9 protein-coding genes and 1 tRNA gene are annotated in these 16371 nt (G+C 72.0%); 9 read left to right on the top strand and 1 reads right to left on the bottom strand.

What is annotated here, in order from left to right; all coding sequences use genetic code 11:
- The first annotated feature begins 83 nt into the window (after positions 1 to 83).
- The 9 genes from ACIRS4_RS17925 (at position 84) to ACIRS4_RS17885 (ending at position 15497) form a co-directional block, all read left to right on the top strand.
- The gene (locus ACIRS4_RS17925) at positions 84 to 2486 is read left to right on the top strand and encodes a sodium-translocating pyrophosphatase (RefSeq protein ID WP_404196407.1); all 2403 of its coding nucleotides are present in this window, start codon (positions 84 to 86) and stop codon (positions 2484 to 2486) included.
- Positions 2487 to 2679: 193 nt separating this feature from the next.
- Positions 2680 to 3279 (top strand): small secreted protein, encoded by a 600-nt coding sequence (locus ACIRS4_RS17920; RefSeq protein WP_404196405.1) that lies wholly within the window; start codon positions 2680 to 2682, stop codon positions 3277 to 3279.
- Between the two features lie 96 nt (positions 3280 to 3375).
- A complete protein-coding gene (locus ACIRS4_RS17915) occupies positions 3376 to 4899 on the top strand; it encodes a methyltransferase (protein WP_404196403.1) in 1524 nt (507 codons plus the stop codon).
- Positions 4900 to 5228: 329 nt separating this feature from the next.
- Positions 5229 to 5429: a hypothetical protein gene (locus tag ACIRS4_RS17910; protein WP_404196400.1), complete on the top strand. Its 201-nt coding sequence runs from the start codon at positions 5229 to 5231 to the stop codon at positions 5427 to 5429.
- A 404-nt stretch (positions 5430 to 5833) separates the two neighbouring features.
- Positions 5834 to 8671 carry a type I DNA topoisomerase gene (gene topA / locus ACIRS4_RS17905; RefSeq protein WP_404196397.1) on the top strand — a complete coding sequence of 946 codons (2838 nt, stop codon included), beginning with the start codon at positions 5834 to 5836 and terminating at the stop codon, positions 8669 to 8671.
- Positions 8672 to 8806: 135 nt separating this feature from the next.
- Positions 8807 to 12100 (top strand): dTMP kinase, encoded by a 3294-nt coding sequence (gene tmk / locus ACIRS4_RS17900; RefSeq protein WP_404196395.1) that lies wholly within the window; start codon positions 8807 to 8809, stop codon positions 12098 to 12100.
- A gap of 308 nt (positions 12101 to 12408) precedes the next feature.
- Positions 12409 to 13614 (top strand): DNA polymerase III subunit delta', encoded by a 1206-nt coding sequence (locus ACIRS4_RS17895; RefSeq protein ID WP_404196393.1) that lies wholly within the window; start codon positions 12409 to 12411, stop codon positions 13612 to 13614.
- A 132-nt stretch (positions 13615 to 13746) separates the two neighbouring features.
- Positions 13747 to 15324 carry an alpha/beta hydrolase gene (locus ACIRS4_RS17890; RefSeq protein WP_404196390.1) on the top strand — a complete coding sequence of 526 codons (1578 nt, stop codon included), beginning with the start codon at positions 13747 to 13749 and terminating at the stop codon, positions 15322 to 15324.
- A 96-nt stretch (positions 15325 to 15420) separates the two neighbouring features.
- Positions 15421 to 15497: transfer RNA gene (locus ACIRS4_RS17885), tRNA-Thr, on the top strand.
- 67 nt (positions 15498 to 15564) lie between these two features.
- Here the strand turns inward: ACIRS4_RS17885 and ACIRS4_RS17880 are convergent.
- On the bottom strand, positions 15565 to 16344 hold the full coding sequence (locus ACIRS4_RS17880; RefSeq protein ID WP_404196387.1) for a hypothetical protein: 780 nt from the start codon (positions 16342 to 16344) through the stop codon (positions 15565 to 15567).
- Between the last annotated feature and the right edge of the window lie 27 nt (positions 16345 to 16371).

The following is a 16371-nucleotide window of genomic DNA, read 5'->3' as shown; positions in this document are numbered from 1 at the left end:
TTTGCCGCGCACTGTTTTGATCAGGTCTCGGTACCTACAATCCGTCCACATCTTGAGCTCAGCCCAAGCGTCAAGGAGGACGAATGGCGGGGCTTTCTACCCCTCATCGGTTCGACCACCCAACCCTCGCGGCCGCAGTGCTGACCGACGGCAACCGTCTGCTCGTGGTGGTCATCGGGATCGTCGCACTGGCCGCCCTCGTGGTAGCGGGCGTGCTGCTGCGCCAGGTGCTCGCGGCAGGCGAGGGCACCGACAGCATGAAGAAGATCGCGGCGGCGGTCCAGGAAGGCGCCAACGCCTATCTGGCCCGGCAGCTGCGCACCCTCGGCGTATTCGCCGTCGTGGTGTTCTTCCTGCTCCTGCTGCTGCCCGCGGACGACTGGAATCAGCGCGCCGGGCGATCTCTGTTCTTCTTGATCGGCGCGGCGTTCTCGGCGGCCACCGGGTATATCGGCATGTGGCTCGCCGTGCGTAGCAATGTGCGCGTCGCCGCGGCGGCCCGGGAAGCGACCCCGGCCGCGGGAGAGCCGGAAAAGGATCTCACCGCCGTCTCCCACAAAGCGATGAAGATCGCGTTCCGTACCGGCGGCGTCGTCGGCATGTTCACGGTCGGACTCGGACTGCTCGGCGCCTCCTGCGTGGTCCTGGTGTACACGGCCGACGCGCCGAAGGTCCTGGAGGGCTTCGGCCTCGGCGCGGCGCTCATCGCGATGTTCATGAGGGTCGGCGGCGGCATCTTCACCAAGGCCGCCGACGTCGGCGCCGACCTGGTCGGCAAGGTCGAACAGGGCATCCCGGAGGACGATCCGCGCAACGCCGCGACCATCGCCGACAACGTGGGCGACAACGTCGGCGACTGCGCCGGCATGGCGGCCGACCTGTTCGAGTCGTACGCCGTGACCCTGGTCGCCGCGCTCATCCTCGGAACCGCGGCTTTCGGTGACGCCGGGCTCGCCTTCCCGCTGCTCGTGCCCGCGATCGGCGTGATCACCGCGATGATCGGCATCTTCGCCGTGGCTCCACGCCGCGCGGACCGCAGCGGCATGTCCGCGATCAACCGCGGTTTCTTCATCTCCGCGGTGATCTCGCTCGCGCTGGTCGCGGTGGCCGTCTTCGTCTACCTCCCGGGCTCCTACGGGGAGCTCGACGGAGTCACCGACCCCGCGATCCTGGGAAGGGACGGCGATCCGCGGATCCTGGCCCTCGTCGCGGTGGCCATCGGCATCCTTCTGGCCGCCGTCATCCAGCAGCTGACCGGCTACTTCACCGAGACCACCCGCCGCCCGGTCCGCGACATCGGCAAGACGTCGCTGACCGGTCCCGCCACGGTCGTCCTCGCCGGTATCTCCGTCGGCCTCGAGTCGGCCGTCTACACCGCCCTGCTCATCGGCCTGGGCGTGTACGGCGCGTTCCTGCTCGGCGGCACGTCGATCATGCTGGCGCTGTTCGCGGTGGCGCTGGCGGGCACCGGGCTGCTCACCACGGTCGGCGTGATCGTGGCGATGGACACCTTCGGTCCCGTATCCGACAACGCGCAGGGCATCGCCGAGATGTCCGGCGACGTCGAGGGCGCGGGCGCGCAGGTTCTCACCAACCTCGACGCCGTCGGCAACACCACCAAGGCCATCACCAAGGGCATCGCCATCGCCACGGCCGTCCTCGCGGCGGCCGCGCTCTTCGGGTCGTACCGTGACGCGATCACGACCGGCGCGCAGGACGTGGGCGAGAAGCTCAGCGGGGACGGCGCGCCGATGAGCCTGATGATGGACATCTCGCAGCCGAACAACCTGGTCGGCCTGATCGCGGGCGCGGCGGTCGTCTTCCTCTTCTCCGGACTGGCCATCAACGCGGTCTCGCGGTCGGCGGGCTCCGTGGTCTACGAGGTGCGGCGGCAGTTCCGCGAGAAGCCCGGGATCATGGACTACACCGAGACGCCGGAGTACGGCAGGGTCGTCGACATCTGCACCAAGGACGCCCTGCGCGAGCTCGCCACGCCCGGTCTGCTCGCCGTGATGGCGCCGATCTTCATCGGGTTCACGCTCGGCGTCGGCGCGCTCGGCGCGTACCTGGCGGGCGCGATCGGCGCGGGCACGCTGATGGCGGTCTTCCTCGCCAACTCCGGTGGCGCCTGGGACAACGCCAAGAAGCTCGTCGAGGACGGCCATCACGGCGGCAAGGGCAGCGAGGCGCACTCGGCCACCGTGATCGGCGACACCGTCGGCGACCCCTTCAAGGACACCGCCGGCCCCGCGATCAACCCGCTGCTGAAGGTCATGAACCTGGTGGCGCTGCTCATCGCGCCCGCGGTGATCAAGTTCAGCTACGGCGACGACGCGAACGTCGGCGTGCGGATCACGGTCGCGGTCCTCGCGCTCCTCGTGATCGTCGGCGCGGTGTACGTCTCCAAGCGGCGCGGCATCGCCGTGGGTGACGAAGACAACGCCGAGCGGTCGTCCAAGTCGGCCGACCCGGCGGTGGTTTCCTAGCAACCGTCAGGTCTCCCAGCTCAAGAGGCGGGCGGACGGCGCGTGTTGACGCGCCGTCCGCCCGTTTCGTCGTGCCGGTGCACGGCTGGTGAGGCTTCTCTCTTCCAGTGTGAATGGATTTATCGGTCCATATAACGGACATTCGTTCTGGGGTTGGCGCCCGGTTGGCGTGTATGTTCCGGGGCCGAGAGTCATGGAAGGGGCCGAACCGGTGAACAAGAAGCTCGGGGCCGCACTGTCCGGCGGTGCGGTACTGGTACTGGCGCTGTCCGGATGCAGCAGCAGCGACGACGGCAACAAGGAACTCGACGCCTGGGCCAAGCAGGTCTGCGACGCGCTGCCCGCACAGGACGCCAAGGTCGACGCGGCGAACGAGGCGATCAAGAAGGCCGCGACCGACGACAACGCCCCGGCGAACGTCCAGAAGACCGACTCCAAGGCCTTCCAGGACATGTCCGACGCCTACAAGGCGCTCGGGCAGACGGTTCAGCAGGCGGGCCCGCCGCCCGGCGTCGACGGCGGTCAGAAGAAGCAGCAGGACGCCGTGACCGCCCTCAACGGCCTGGCCACCTCCTACGCCGACCTCAAGAAGCAGGTCGACGGCCTCGACACCAAGGACCAGGCGAAGTTCGCCGACGGCCTTCAGGACATCGCCACCCGGCTCGGCAAGCTCAGCCAGAGCGGGAACGCCGCGCTGAAGAACCTCGAGCAGGGCGACGTCAAGAGCGCCATGGCCCAGCAGCCGAGCTGTCAGAAGGTGGCGTCCTCCTCGTCCCGCGCCACGACCAGCTGACGCGCCCCCTCGCCGTGGCGAGGGCGGCCTGACGACGTGGTGCGGGTCGCGTGGGCCGCACCGCCGTGCGGGCGGCGGCCGGGACACAATGGGGGAGTGAGTGAAGCCACCCTGCCCCCGCTGCCCTCCGCCGACCGCCCCGACGTCGCCGCCCGGCTGCGTGAGGCCCTGCTCGCTGCCTCTTTCACCGCCGACGGGCTGCTCGAGCTGCTCGGCGCCCCCGCGTACGCGGCGCTGGCCCGCAGCGAGACGGTGCCCGCGCTGCGCGCGACCCGCGGCGACACGCCCCTGGAAACGCTCGTACGCCTGTTCCTGCTCCAGCAGCCCGTGCCCCACGCGCGCGTGGAGGACGTCCTGCCCGTCCACGCGTGCGTGGAGAGCGGCTGGCTGACGCGCGCCGGCGGGTCCGGCGGCGATGTCGCCGCGACCGTGGACGTACGGCCCTACGGCGGGTCCGACGGCGAGGACTGGTTCATCGTGTCCGACCTCGGGTGCGCGGTCGGCGGGGCCGGCGGCATCGGCAACCGCGACGAGGGCGTCGTCCTCGGCGTCGGTGGGGCGTCCACGACCCTCGCAGGGATCACCGTCCGCACGCCCGTCGCCTCGGCTCTCGACCTCGGCACCGGCTCCGGCATCCAGGCGCTGCACGCCGCCCAGCACGCGACGCGCGTGACGGCGACCGACCTCAACCCGCGCGCGCTGCACATCACCGCGCTCACCCTCGCCCTGTCCGGCGTGCCGGCGGCCGACCTGCGGGAGGGATCGCTGTTCGAACCGGTCCGGGACGACGAGAGGTTCGACCTCATCGTGTCCAACCCGCCCTTCGTCATCTCGCCGGGCGCGCGGCTGACGTACCGCGACGGCGGGATGGGTGGGGACGATCTGTGCCGCTCGCTCGTTCAGCAGGCGGGGGAACGGCTGAACGTGGGCGGGTTCGCGCAGTTCCTCGCCAACTGGCAGCACGAGGAAGGGGAGGACTGGCAGGACCGGATCAGGTCGTGGGTGCCGCGCGGCTGCGACGCCTGGATCGTGCAGCGCGAGGTGCAGGACGTCACGCAGTACGCCGAGCTGTGGCTCAGGGACGCCGGTGACCACCGGGGCGACCCGCAGGAGTACCAGGCGCGCTACGACGCCTGGCTGGACGAGTTCGAGGCGCGCAAGGTGAAGGCCGTCGGCTTCGGCTGGATCACCCTGCGCAGGACGGCGTCCGCCGAGCCCGTCATCACCGTGGAGGAGTGGCCGCACCCGGTCGAGCAGCCCCTCGGCGACACCGTCCGGGCCCACTTCGACCGTGTCGACTACCTGCGCGGGCACGACGACGCCGCGCTGCTCGCCGGGCACTTCAAGCTGGCTCCGGAGATCATGCAGGAGCAGGTCGGCCTGCCCGGCGCCGAGGATCCGGAGCACGTCGTGCTGCGGCAGAACCGGGGCATGCGCCGGGCCACCAAGGTGGACACCGTCGGCGCGGGCTTCGCCGGAGTGTGCGACGGCTCGCTCAGCGCGGGCCGCATCCTGGACGCGATCGCCCAGCTCGTCGGCGAGGACCCGGTGCTGCTGCGCGACCGCACCCCCGCGCAGATCAGGCTGCTGGTGGAACAAGGATTCCTGGAGCCCGCCTGAGCCTCCGCCTCGCGCGTGAACGCGGGACGCGACGTGGCGAGAGGTCGCCCACGCGAGCGGTGATCGGATTCGTTCAGGCGGCCGCCCGAAATCGGCTGCGGAAGAGCGCCGAACAGCCGATCAAGGGCGGCGACGACAATTTCGAGTCGGTTCCGACACACGGCGGAGCCCTCGATCGCGGAGATCGCGCGCCCGTCCCGCGCCCCGGGCGGCCCCTCGCCCCCGCCCGTCGGTCCGGTGTTCACCTCGGGTTCGCTCCGGCGCCGCCCGCGCGTGACAGCCTCCCGGCACGGGGCCACGCGCGGGCGGAAGAAGAGGGGGCGCGGAAGATGACGGAGAGCGGACCGGCGATCTTCACAGGGGCGGTGTTCGCCCTGTTCGGAGGCTGTCTGCTGGCCTGGACGGCGGTCCGTCTGCGGCAGCGGCAGCCCGTGGCGCAGGATGTGAACCCCGTCGCATCGGCCGCCCTCGCCATGCTGGTCGCGGTGATCGCGCTGACCGCCGGGGCATGGTGCTTCAGTCGTCTTTGACGCACCATGGAAGTTCTTGCGGGAGCCGGTGCGGGCATCGCGCGGGGGCGGCTCCACGGACAATTGAGAGGTCGGCCTCCGGTCCGGCGGAAAAGTGCCGGTCGGCACTCCGGGCGGCAGGAATGGCGGTAGTCGGGTTACCGTTCGAGTGGCCGTTGCGGGCTTTTCCCGTTTGACACGGGGGCGGGATGTACCGTCACACTCCGCAGCGTCACCAGCGAAGCGAGCCGAAGAGACGCGGCGGTGTCCGGACGGCGAACGCGGAGAGGGCCCCGAGGGCCGCTCGCGCTCGCCGACTCGACGCCGGCTGTAGCGTCCGGAGGCGAGCGAGCCACGAAAGGGTGGCCCCGACCCCGGGAGCAAGGCCTGGGGAGGCCCAGCGTCGACCGGAGAGAAGAGCCAAGTTGTCCCCGACCAGCGAGACCGCGAAGGGCGGCCGCCGACTCGTCATCGTCGAGTCGCCTGCCAAGGCGAAGACGATCAAGGGCTATCTCGGCCCTGGATACGTTGTCGAGGCGAGCGTCGGGCACATCCGCGACCTCCCCAACGGCGCCGCGGAGGTGCCGGAGAAGTACACCGGCGAGGTCCGCCGCCTCGGTGTGGACGTCGAACACGACTTCCAGCCGATCTATGTGATCAACGCCGACAAGAGAGCACAGGTCAAGAAGCTCAAGGACCTGCTGAAGGAATCCGACGAGCTCTTCCTCGCCACCGATGAGGACCGCGAGGGCGAGGCCATCGCCTGGCACCTGCAAGAGGTCCTCAAGCCGACGATCCCCGTCAAGCGGATGGTCTTCCACGAGATCACCAAGGACGCGATCCGCGAGGCCGTCGCCAACCCCCGCGACCTCAACCAGAAGCTCGTCGACGCCCAGGAGACCCGCCGTATCCTCGACCGCCTCTACGGCTACGAGGTCTCGCCGGTCCTGTGGAAGAAGGTCATGCCGCGGTTGTCGGCCGGCCGGGTCCAGTCGGTCGCCACACGACTCGTCGTCGAGCGGGAACGCGATCGCATCGCCTTCCGTTCCGCTGAGTACTGGGACCTGACGGGCACCTTCGCGACCGGCCGCGCGGGAGATTCTTCGGACCCGTCGTCGCTGGTCGCGCGCCTGCAGACCGTCGACGGCAGGCGGGTCGCGCAGGGCCGCGACTTCGACTCCCTGGGACAGCTCAAGAGCGCCAACACCCTCCACCTCGACGAGGCGAACGCCCGCGCCCTCGCCGCCGCCCTGGAGAACACCCGCTTCTCCGTACGGTCCGTCGAGTCCAAGCCCTACCGCCGCTCGCCGTACGCCCCCTTCCGCACGACGACGCTGCAGCAGGAGGCGAGCCGCAAGCTCGGCTTCGGCGCGAAGGCCACCATGCAGGTCGCGCAGAAGCTGTACGAGAACGGCTACATCACGTACATGCGTACGGACTCCACGACGCTGAGCGACACCGCCGTGGCGGCTGCCCGCGCCCAGGTCACGCAGCTGTACGGCGCCGACTACCTGCCGGCGCAGCCCCGGACGTACGCCGGCAAGGTCAAGAACGCGCAGGAGGCGCACGAGGCGATCCGCCCGTCGGGCGACCGTTTCCGCACCCCCGCCGAGACGGGTCTGACCGGCGACCAGTTCAAGCTCTACGAGCTGATCTGGAAGCGGACCGTCGCCTCCCAGATGAAGGACGCCACCGGCAACAGCGTCACCGTGAAGATCGGCGGCACGGCGGCCGACGGCCGGGACGTCGAGTTCAGCGCCTCCGGCAAGACGATCACCTTCCACGGCTTCCTGAAGGCGTACGTCGAGGGCGCCGACGACCCGAACGCCGAGCTGGACGACCGCGAGCGCCGGCTGCCCCAGGTCGGCGAGGGCGACGCCCTCAGCGCCGAGGAGATCACGGTCGACGGGCACGCCACCAAGCCCCCGGCCCGCTACACCGAGGCCAGCCTGGTCAAGGAGCTCGAAGAGCGCGAGATCGGCCGCCCGTCCACGTACGCGTCGATCATCGGCACGATCCTCGACCGCGGATACGTGTTCAAGAAGGGCACGGCCCTCGTGCCGTCCTTCCTGTCCTTCGCCGTGGTCAACCTCCTGGAGAAGCACTTCGGGCGGCTCGTCGACTACGACTTCACCGCCAAGATGGAGGACGACCTCGACCGCATCGCGCGCGGTGAGGCGCGTGCCGTGCCGTGGCTGAAGCGGTTCTACTTCGGCGAGGGCACCGTCGAGGGCGTGGCTGCCGACGCCGGCAACGGCGACGGGGACCACCTCGGCGGCCTCAAGGAACTGGTGACCGACCTGGGCGCGATCGACGCGCGCGAGGTGTCGTCGTTCCCTGTGGGCAACGACATCGTGCTGCGGGTCGGCCGCTACGGCCCCTACATCGAGCGCGGCGAACGCGACTCGGAGAACCACCAGCGGGCGGACGTCCCCGAGGATCTGGCGCCCGACGAACTGTCCGTCGAGCTGGCGGAGGAACTGCTCGCCAAGCCGAGCGGCGACTTCGAGCTGGGCGCCGACCCGCAGACCGGCCACCAGATCATCGCCAAGGACGGCCGCTACGGCCCGTACGTCACCGAGGTGCTCCCCGAGGGCACCCCGAAGACCGGCAAGAACGCCGTCAAGCCGCGCACGGCCTCCCTGTTCAAGACGATGTCGCTGGACACGGTCACCCTGGAGGACGCGCTCAAGCTGATGTCGCTGCCGCGTGTCGTCGGCGCCGACGCCGAGGGCCAGGAGATCACCGCGCAGAACGGCCGCTACGGCCCCTACCTGAAGAAGGGGACGGACTCGCGTTCGCTGCAGTCCGAGGATCAGCTCTTCACGATCACCCTCGAAGAGGCGCTGGAGATCTACTCCCAGCCCAAGCAGCGGGGGCGGGCAGCCGCCAAGCCGCCGCTGAAGGAGCTCGGCGAGGACCCGGTGAGCGCGAAGCCGGTCGTCGTCAAGGACGGTCGCTTCGGGCCGTACGTCACCGACGGGGAGACCAACGCGACCCTGCGCTCCGGCGACAGCGTCGAGACGATCACCCCTGAGCGCGGCTTCGAGCTGCTCGCCGAGAAGCGTGCCAAGGGGCCCGCGAAGAAGACGGCGAAGAAGGCCCCGGCCAAGAAGACGACCGCCAAGAAGGCCGCCCCGGCCAAGAAGACGGCCGCCAAGAAGACCGCGGCCAAGACCACCACCGCGAAGAAGACGACGGCGAAGAAGACCGCGACGGCCGCCAAGAAGACGACGGCGGCCAAGGCGGCCTCGGAGGACTGATCCGCCCTTCCCCGAAGCGCCCTGAGGCACACACGGCTTCACAGGAAGCACACCTCGGCATCACATTGGTGTCGGGGTGTGCGCACGTGTGGACGGCTCCACCGGCCTGTCAGTCGCTCCCGATAGGCTGAACGCATGACGCGAGCCGAGCAGCCAACGGCCCACCACCCGGCGCAGGACGAAGCCCTGGTGGCGGATTCCCGCGAGCGCGCCGTCCGCGCTCTGTTGCGCCAGCCTCAGCTGAAGCGCTTGTGGAGCGCGCAGTTGGTGAGCGGCGTCGGTGACGCCCTCGCCCTCCTGGTCCTCGTCCTCCTCGCCCTCCAGGCGGCCGTCGCCGAGGGCTCCTTCGGCGGCGGCTACCGGGGTGTGGCGTTCGCGGTGGCGACGGTCTTCGGGGTGCGCATCCTGGCCACCCTCCTCTTCGGCGCGGTCCTCTTGGGCCCGCTGACCTCCCTGACCTCACCGGACGGCCCGCTCGACCGCCGCTGGACCATGGTCGGCGCGGACGGCCTGCGCGCCGTCCTGCTCCTGGTGGCGCCCCTGTGGATCGACTGGGTGCCGGACGACGCCCTGGCACTGCTGCTCGTCACCGTGTTCCTGACCGGCGTCGCCGAGCGGTTCTGGACGGTCGCCCGGGAGAGCGCCGCCCCCGCGCTGCTGCCCGCCCCGCCCTTGGAGGGCGCGGCGGTCCGGCCGTTGCCTGATCACATGGACGCGCTGCGCCGGCTGTCGCTGCGGACCAGCTTCGTGGCGGTGCCGCTCGGCGCGATCGCCTTGCTCTTGGCGTCCCTGGTCAACAATCTGCTGGGCGCCGGGATCGACTGGTTCGACCAGCACCAGGCGGCCCTCGCCTCGTATGTCGCGGGCGGTCTGTTCGCGGGCTCCCTGTCCGTGGTGGTCTTCCTGGAGCTGCCCGGCACGCGCACGCCCCGCGCGCGGTCGCCCCTCGAAGGGCTGCGCCGTCCGCGGACGGCCACCGGTGTCGACGCGGGCCGCACCGGCGCCATCCCGCTGCTGATCCTCGCCTGCGCGGCCGTGGCCGGGGCGATCGCGGCCGCCGTCGCCGTGGCGGTCCTGCACGCCAAGGACCTGGGCGGCGGCCCGGTGCTCTACGGCCTGTTCGTCCTCGCGCTGACCGGCGGGGTCGCCCTCGGCGTCCGTACGGCCCCGAAGGTGCTGGTGTCGCTGTCGCGGCGCCGGCTGCTCGCCCTGGCGATCGCCTTCACCGGCGTGGCGCTGCTCGCTGCCGGGCTGGTCCCGGACGTCACCAGCGTGCTGCTGATCGACGTCCTGGCCGGCGTCTGCGCGGGCGTCGCCGCCAACACCGGGCACGCGCTTCTCGACCAGGAGACCGAGGAGCACCGGCGCACGCGCACCACGGAACACCTGCACGCCGTCGTGCGGGTCGTCATCGCGCTGGGCACGCTGATCGCTCCCGTGGTGGCCGCGCTGATCGGGCCGCACCGCCTGGAGAACGGCAGGTTCGTCTTCGCGCACGGCGGGGCCGCGTTCACGCTGATGCTGGTGGGCGCGCTGCTGCTGCCGGTGGCCGCGCTCGTCCTGGCCAAGGTCGACGACCGCTCCGGTGTCCCCCTGCGGCACGACCTGCGAGACGCGCTGCTCGGCGGCGACGACCCGGTGCAGGCGCCGGCCGCGAACGGCTTCTTCATCGCCCTGGAGGGCGGCGACGGCGCGGGCAAGTCCACGCAGGCCGAGGCGCTCGCCGAATGGATCAGGGGCAAGGGCCACGAGGTCGTCCTCACGCGCGAGCCGGGGGCCACGCCCGTCGGCAAGCGGCTGCGGTCGATCCTGCTGGACGTGTCGAGCGCCGGCCTGTCCCACCGCGCGGAGGCGCTGCTGTACGCGGCCGACCGCGCGGAGCACGTCGACACCGTCGTACGGCCCGCCCTGGAGCGCGGCGCGGTGGTGATCACCGACCGGTACATCGACTCGTCCGTCGCCTACCAGGGCGCCGGCCGCGACCTCTCCCCGACCGAGATCGCCCGGATCTCCCGGTGGGCGACCGACGGGCTGGTGCCGCATCTGACGGTGCTGCTGGACGTCTCGCCGGAGACCGCCCGCGAGCGTTTCACCGAGGCCCCGGACCGGCTGGAGTCGGAGCCCGCGGAGTTCCACACGCGTGTGCGCTCCGGTTTCCTCACGCTGGCCGCCGCCGACCCCGGCCGCTACCTCGTCGTCGACGCCGGTCAGGAACCGGACGCCGTCACCTCGGTCGTCCGGGCCCGGCTCGACCGGATGCTGCCGCTGTCCGAGGCCGAGATCAAGGCCCAGGAGGAGGCGCGGAAGAAGGCCGAGGAGGAGGCGCGCAGGAAGGCCGAGGAAGAGGCCGCCCGCAAGGCCGAGGAGGAGCGACTGGAGCGTGAGCGCCAGGAGCAGCTCGCCCGGCTGCGTGCCGAGGAGGAGGAGCGCAAGCGGCGCGAGCTGGAAGAAGCCCAGCGGCGCGAGGCCGAACGGCAGGCCGAGGAGGCCCGTCGGCGGGCCGAGGAGGCGGCCCGGCGCGCGGAGGAGGAGCGTGTGCGGCTCCTCGCCGAGGAGAAGGCGCGCGTCGAGGAGGAGGCCCGCCGCAAGGCGGAGGAGGAGCGGCGTCGCAGGGAGGCCGAGGAAGAGGCCCGGCTGCGCGCCGAGGCCGAGGCACTGCGCCTGGAGAAGCAGCGCAAGGCCGAGGACGCGCTGCTGCGGGCGGAGCAGGCCCGGCGGGCCGCCGAGCAGGCCGCCGCGGCGGCGCAGGCCGGCCCGAAGAAGCCGGCCGCGCCCACGACGCCCCCGGCGTCCGCCCCTCCCGCCACCTCCTCGTTCGGGGCCGGCGGGATCGGGCCGGAGGCGGCGACCGTGCCGACGCCGGTGGTCACGCCGACGAACGCGTCGGGCGGGCCGGTGGACGAGACGGCGGTGCTGCCTCGGGTGCGGATGGACAAGGAGCCGGAGCCGGGTGCCGGTCCGGCTTCCGCCGGGAAGCCGTCCGGGGCGTCTTCGGGAAGGTCGGCGACGTCCGACGCCGAGGTGACGACCGAGCTGCCACAGCCGCCCAGGGCCGCGGCCGCGTCCGACGAGACGGCCAAGCTGCCTCCGGTGCGGGACGACGACGCCGCCGAGACGGCCGTGCTCCCGCCCGTGCGCGGGGAGGGCCCCGCGGACCGGGTGCCGCCGGGGTACTTCCGCGACGAGCGCCCGGGCGCCGGGCCGGACGGTTCCGAGGACCACACGCGCGAGCTGCCGCAGCTCGACGAACAGGGCGCCCCGCGCCGGCGCCAGCGGTCCGACTGGGCCGAGGAGACCCCGCTGGACGACCTGCCGTCGCTGGCGGACGAGCTGCTGGGCCCGCACCAGGACGACGACTCCGGCGACGACCGGCGCGGAGACGGCGCCGGCGGCCGGGACGGCGGTCGCGGGCGCGGCCGTCGACGGTGAGGCTTCGCCGGTAGCGGGCCGGGGCGGGGAAGGTGACGGGAGGCGGGCTGGAGCCGAGTTCCGGCGGCCGGGTGGCTCTGCCTGGCCCAGGTCGGCCCCGCTCGTGCCGCGTCGGCAGTAGCCCGGTCGTCAGGAGCGCCCCGTCGTCAGGAGCGCCTCGTCGGCAGCGGCAGCCCGATATCAGTGGCACCCCGATGTCAGTGGCTCCCCGCACAATGGAAGCCGCGACGTGGGACGTGGTCCGCGACGCGTGACGCAGCCCGCGGCGCACCGGCGAAGCGGGCCTGGACGAAAGGGCGGCTGGAGCCATGGCCGTGTGGGACGACCTCGTCGGGCAGGAGAAGGTGAGCGAGCAGCTCGCCGCCGCCGCCCGGGACGCCGACGCGTTCGTCACCGCGGCCGCCACCGGCGCGCCGCCGCCCGAGGCGTCCAAGATGACGCACGCCTGGCTGTTCACCGGACCGCCCGGAGCGGGCCGGACACAGACGGCCCACGCCTTCGCGGCAGCGCTGCAGTGCGTGAGTCCCGACCGGGCGCTCGGCGGGGCGCCGGGGTGCGGCTTCTGCGACGGATGCCATACGGCGCTCATCGGCACACACGCGGACGTCACGACGGTCGCCGCCGTGGGCTCGCAGATCCTCGCCGAGGACATGCGCGACACGGTTCGCAAGTCCTTCACCTCGCCGGCGAACGGCCGGTGGCAGGTGATCCTCGTCGAGGACGCCGAGCGGCTCAACGAGAAGTCCGCCAACGCCGTTCTCAAGGCGGTCGAGGAACCCGCGCCCCGCACGGTGTGGCTGCTCTGCGCCCCCTCCCTGGAGGACGTGCTGCCCACCATCCGCTCCCGCTGCCGGCACCTGAACCTGCGCACGCCCTCGGTCGACGCGGTGGCCGACATGCTCGTACGGCGCGAGGGCATCGAGCCCGCCGTGGCCGCGTCGGCCGCCCGTGCCACACAGGGGCACGTGGACCGGGCCCGCCGCCTGGCCACCGACCCGGCCGCCCGTGAACGCCGCGCCGCCGTGCTCAAGCTGCCGTTGCGCGTCGAGGACGTCGGCGGCTGCCTCAGGGCCGCGCAGGAGCTCGTCGACGCGGCCACCGAGGACGCCAGACAACTCGCCGAGGAGCGGGACGCCAAGGAGACGGAGGAGTTGAAGGCGGCGCTGGGCGCGGTCCAGGGAGGCCGGATGCCGCGCGGCACGGCGGGGGTGATGAAGGACCTGGAGGACAAGCAGAAGCGCCGCAGAACGCGGACGCAGCGCGACAGCCTCGACCTCGCGCTGACCGACCTCACCGCCTTCTACCGTGACGTCCTCGCGCTTCAGCTCGGCTCGCGCATCGCCCTCGCCAACGCGGACGCCGAGGAGGCCCTCGAACGGCTCGCCCGCGGCAGCGCCCCCGAGTCCACGCTGCGGCGCATCGAGGCCATCGCCGCCTGCAGAGAGGCCCTCGACCGCAATGTGGCTCCGCTGCTGGCGGTGGAGGCGATGACGATGGCGTTGAGAGCGGGCTGAGACGCGCCACCGTGGGGCGGCTGCGGGAGACCGGTGGCCGACGACAGGGCGCGCCGGTTGACGCCGTCACTCGTCCGTGGCGCTTCAGGCACGGAGTGACGTCACTCGATCGCACACGGTTACTCTCGCTGGATGCACACCAGGCGTTCCCGCTCTCCCCGCAGGTCCCGTATCGGCGTCACGCTCGTCTCCCTCGCAGCCCTGCTCGTCCCCGCCTGCTCGTCAGGAGGGGCGGCGGGTTCGGCGAGCCCGGTCGTGGCGCAGGCGGCACTGGCCGCGCTGCCGCAGGCCACGCCGCCGGCGCTCGCTCCGTACTACGGGCAGAGGCCGGCCTGGCGGGACTGCGGCGTCACCGGCTTCCAGTGCGCCACCCTGAAAGCGCCGCTCGACTACGCCCACCCCGGTGAGGGCGACATCCGTCTCGCCGTCGCCCGCAAGAAGGCGACGGGGCCCGGGAAGCGGCTCGGTTCGCTGCTCGTGAACCCGGGCGGACCGGGCGGCTCGGCGGTCGGCTACCTCCAGCAGTACGCGGGGATCGCCTACCCGGCCGGGGTCCGCGCCCGCTACGACATGGTCGCCGTCGACCCGAGGGGCGTGGCCCGCAGCGAGCCGGTGCGCTGCCTCGACGGACGCGCCATGGACGCGTACACGCAGACGGACGTCACCCCCGACGACCAGCGGGAGACGGACCGGCTCGTCGGCGCCTACAAGAAGTTCGCCGAGGGGTGCGGCTCCCGCTCGGCCCGGCTGCTCAGGCACGTCTCCACCGTTGAGGCGGCCCGCGACATGGACGTCCTGCGCGCGGCCCTGGGGGACCGGAGGCTGACGTACGTGGGGGCGTCGTACGGCACGTTCCTCGGGGCGACGTACGCCGGGCTGTTCCCGGACCGGGTCGGGCGGCTCGTCCTGGACGGGGCGATGGACCCGTCGCTGCCCGCCCGCCGACTGAACCTGGATCAGACGGCGGGCTTCGAGACCGCGTTCCGCTCGTTCGCGAAGGACTGCGTGCGCCGGCCGCGCTGTCCGCTGGGCGCCCGCGCGGACGAGATCGGGCCGAACCTCAGGGCCTTCTTCAAGAAGCTCGACGCGCGGCCCATGCCCACGGGGGACGTGGACGGTCGCCGGCTCGGGGAGTCGCAGGCGACCATCGGCGTGATCGCCGCGATGTACGACGAGAGCACATGGGAACGGCTGCGGGACGCGCTGACCACGGCGATCGACGACAACGACGGCGCGGGTCTGCTCGCCCTCGCGGACAGCTACTACGAGCGGGACGGCGACGGCCGGTACGCCAACCTGATGGCCGCCAACGCGGCCGTGAACTGCCTGGACCTGCCGTCCGCCTTCGGCAGCCCCGACCAGGTGCGCACGGCGCTGCCCGCCTTCCGCAAGGCGTCCCCCGTCTTCGGCGAGGGCCTGGCCTGGGCCTCCCTGAACTGCGCGTACTGGCCGGTCGCGCCGACGGGCGAGCCGAGGCGCATCGAGGCGAAGGGCGCGGCCCCGATCGTGGTCGTCGGCACCACCCGCGACCCGGCGACCCCCTACCGCTGGGCCCGCGCGCTCGCGAGCCAGCTCTCCTCGGCCCGCCTCCTCACATACGACGGCGACGGCCACACGGCCTACGGGAGGGGCAGTGCCTGCGTCGACTCCACGATCAACGCATATCTGCTCCGCGGCACGGTCCCACCGAACGGAAAGCGCTGCTCATAACCCCTGCGCCCACCCCCTCCGGGGGTGGTGCGGACCACCCTCGGAAACTGTGTAGACTTACCGACGTTGCTGATCGCACCATGGTGCGGACGGCGCGCCGCCTTAGCTCAGATGGCCAGAGCAACGCACTCGTAATGCGTAGGTCTCGGGTTCGAATCCCGAAGGCGGCTCCATGATGAACCCCAGGTCAGGCATTTGACCTGGGGTTTCTTTGTGTCGGGTCGCCGGCGAAGGTCCCTCTCATCGTCGTCGGTCCGGGCTGGGCCGGTCGGCGTAGTCCTCGACCAGGTCGGCGATGAGCGCGAGCAGGGCGTCGACGCGGTGGCGGTCCTCGGGCTGGGTCCGCAGGGCTTGGTCCGCCGCTCGGAGCCGGTCCAGGGCGGCCGGAACCCTGTCCCGCACCTCGTCCAGTAGCGGCGTGGTGATCAGGTCCAGGCATTCGGTGAGCAGGAGGCGGGTGGCTGGGGCGGGGGGAGCCGGGTCGGGGGCGGCGAACCCGGTGGTCAGGTACTGCGCGGGGTCGGTGAGGCTCCAGCCGACGACGGTGCCGTGCTGGACGAGGAGGGCCACGTCGGGGGCGATACCGATGCGGGCCTCCAGCGGCTCGTCGAGGACGTCGAGGTCGCGCAGGCAGGTGAGCACGGTGTCTCCGGGGGCGCGGCAGAGCTCCGTGGTCACCTCCAGGCGGAAGTCCCGGGCCTCGTCCGCGCGTAGGCCCCCGGGGCGGACGGGGGGTGCGGCGGGAAGGCGGGCGGAGTCCTCGGCGTCGGCGGTCTCGTGGGGCAACCGGAGCCCGGCACCGACCAGTTCCCGGCCGGCCTGGTCGAACCGGAGTTCGTCGGGAGCGTCCCACAGCCACTCCCGGCTGCCGAAAGTCTCCACGAGGAACCGCTGCCATTCCGTCACATCCGCGTACTCCGCGATGCGTACGCACTGGCCCGGGAAGTCGAAGCGCGGGGTGCTGCGCAGCGGATCGTCCGTCACCGTAGCGGTCCAGCCCTCGTCGAGGGTGAGTCTCATGGTGAACGCCACCTCAATCCCTGCTTT

This window comes from Streptomyces sp. NPDC101166 (assembly GCF_044768125.1).
Classification (GTDB): Bacteria; Actinomycetota; Actinomycetes; order Streptomycetales; family Streptomycetaceae; genus Streptomyces.
The sequence above is the reverse complement of the archived record's forward strand: the minus strand, read 5'-3'. Positions and strand labels throughout refer to the sequence as shown.

What these genes read in the sequence shown, in the direction of transcription:
- ACIRS4_RS17890 (WP_404196390.1), top strand. Translation starts at nt 13,747, where the DNA reads ATGCACACCAGGCGTTCCCGCTCTCCCCGCAGGTCCCGTATCGGCGTC.
- ACIRS4_RS17895 (WP_404196393.1), top strand. Translation starts at nt 12,409, where the DNA reads ATGGCCGTGTGGGACGACCTCGTCGGGCAGGAGAAGGTGAGCGAGCAG.
- ACIRS4_RS17925 (WP_404196407.1), top strand. Translation starts at nt 84, where the DNA reads ATGGCGGGGCTTTCTACCCCTCATCGGTTCGACCACCCAACCCTCGCG.
- ACIRS4_RS17920 (WP_404196405.1), top strand. Translation starts at nt 2,680, where the DNA reads ATGGAAGGGGCCGAACCGGTGAACAAGAAGCTCGGGGCCGCACTGTCC.
- ACIRS4_RS17910 (WP_404196400.1), top strand. Translation starts at nt 5,229, where the DNA reads ATGACGGAGAGCGGACCGGCGATCTTCACAGGGGCGGTGTTCGCCCTG.
- ACIRS4_RS17880 (WP_404196387.1), bottom strand. Translation starts at nt 16,344, where the DNA reads ATGAGACTCACCCTCGACGAGGGCTGGACCGCTACGGTGACGGACGAT.
- tmk (WP_404196395.1), top strand. Translation starts at nt 8,807, where the DNA reads ATGACGCGAGCCGAGCAGCCAACGGCCCACCACCCGGCGCAGGACGAA.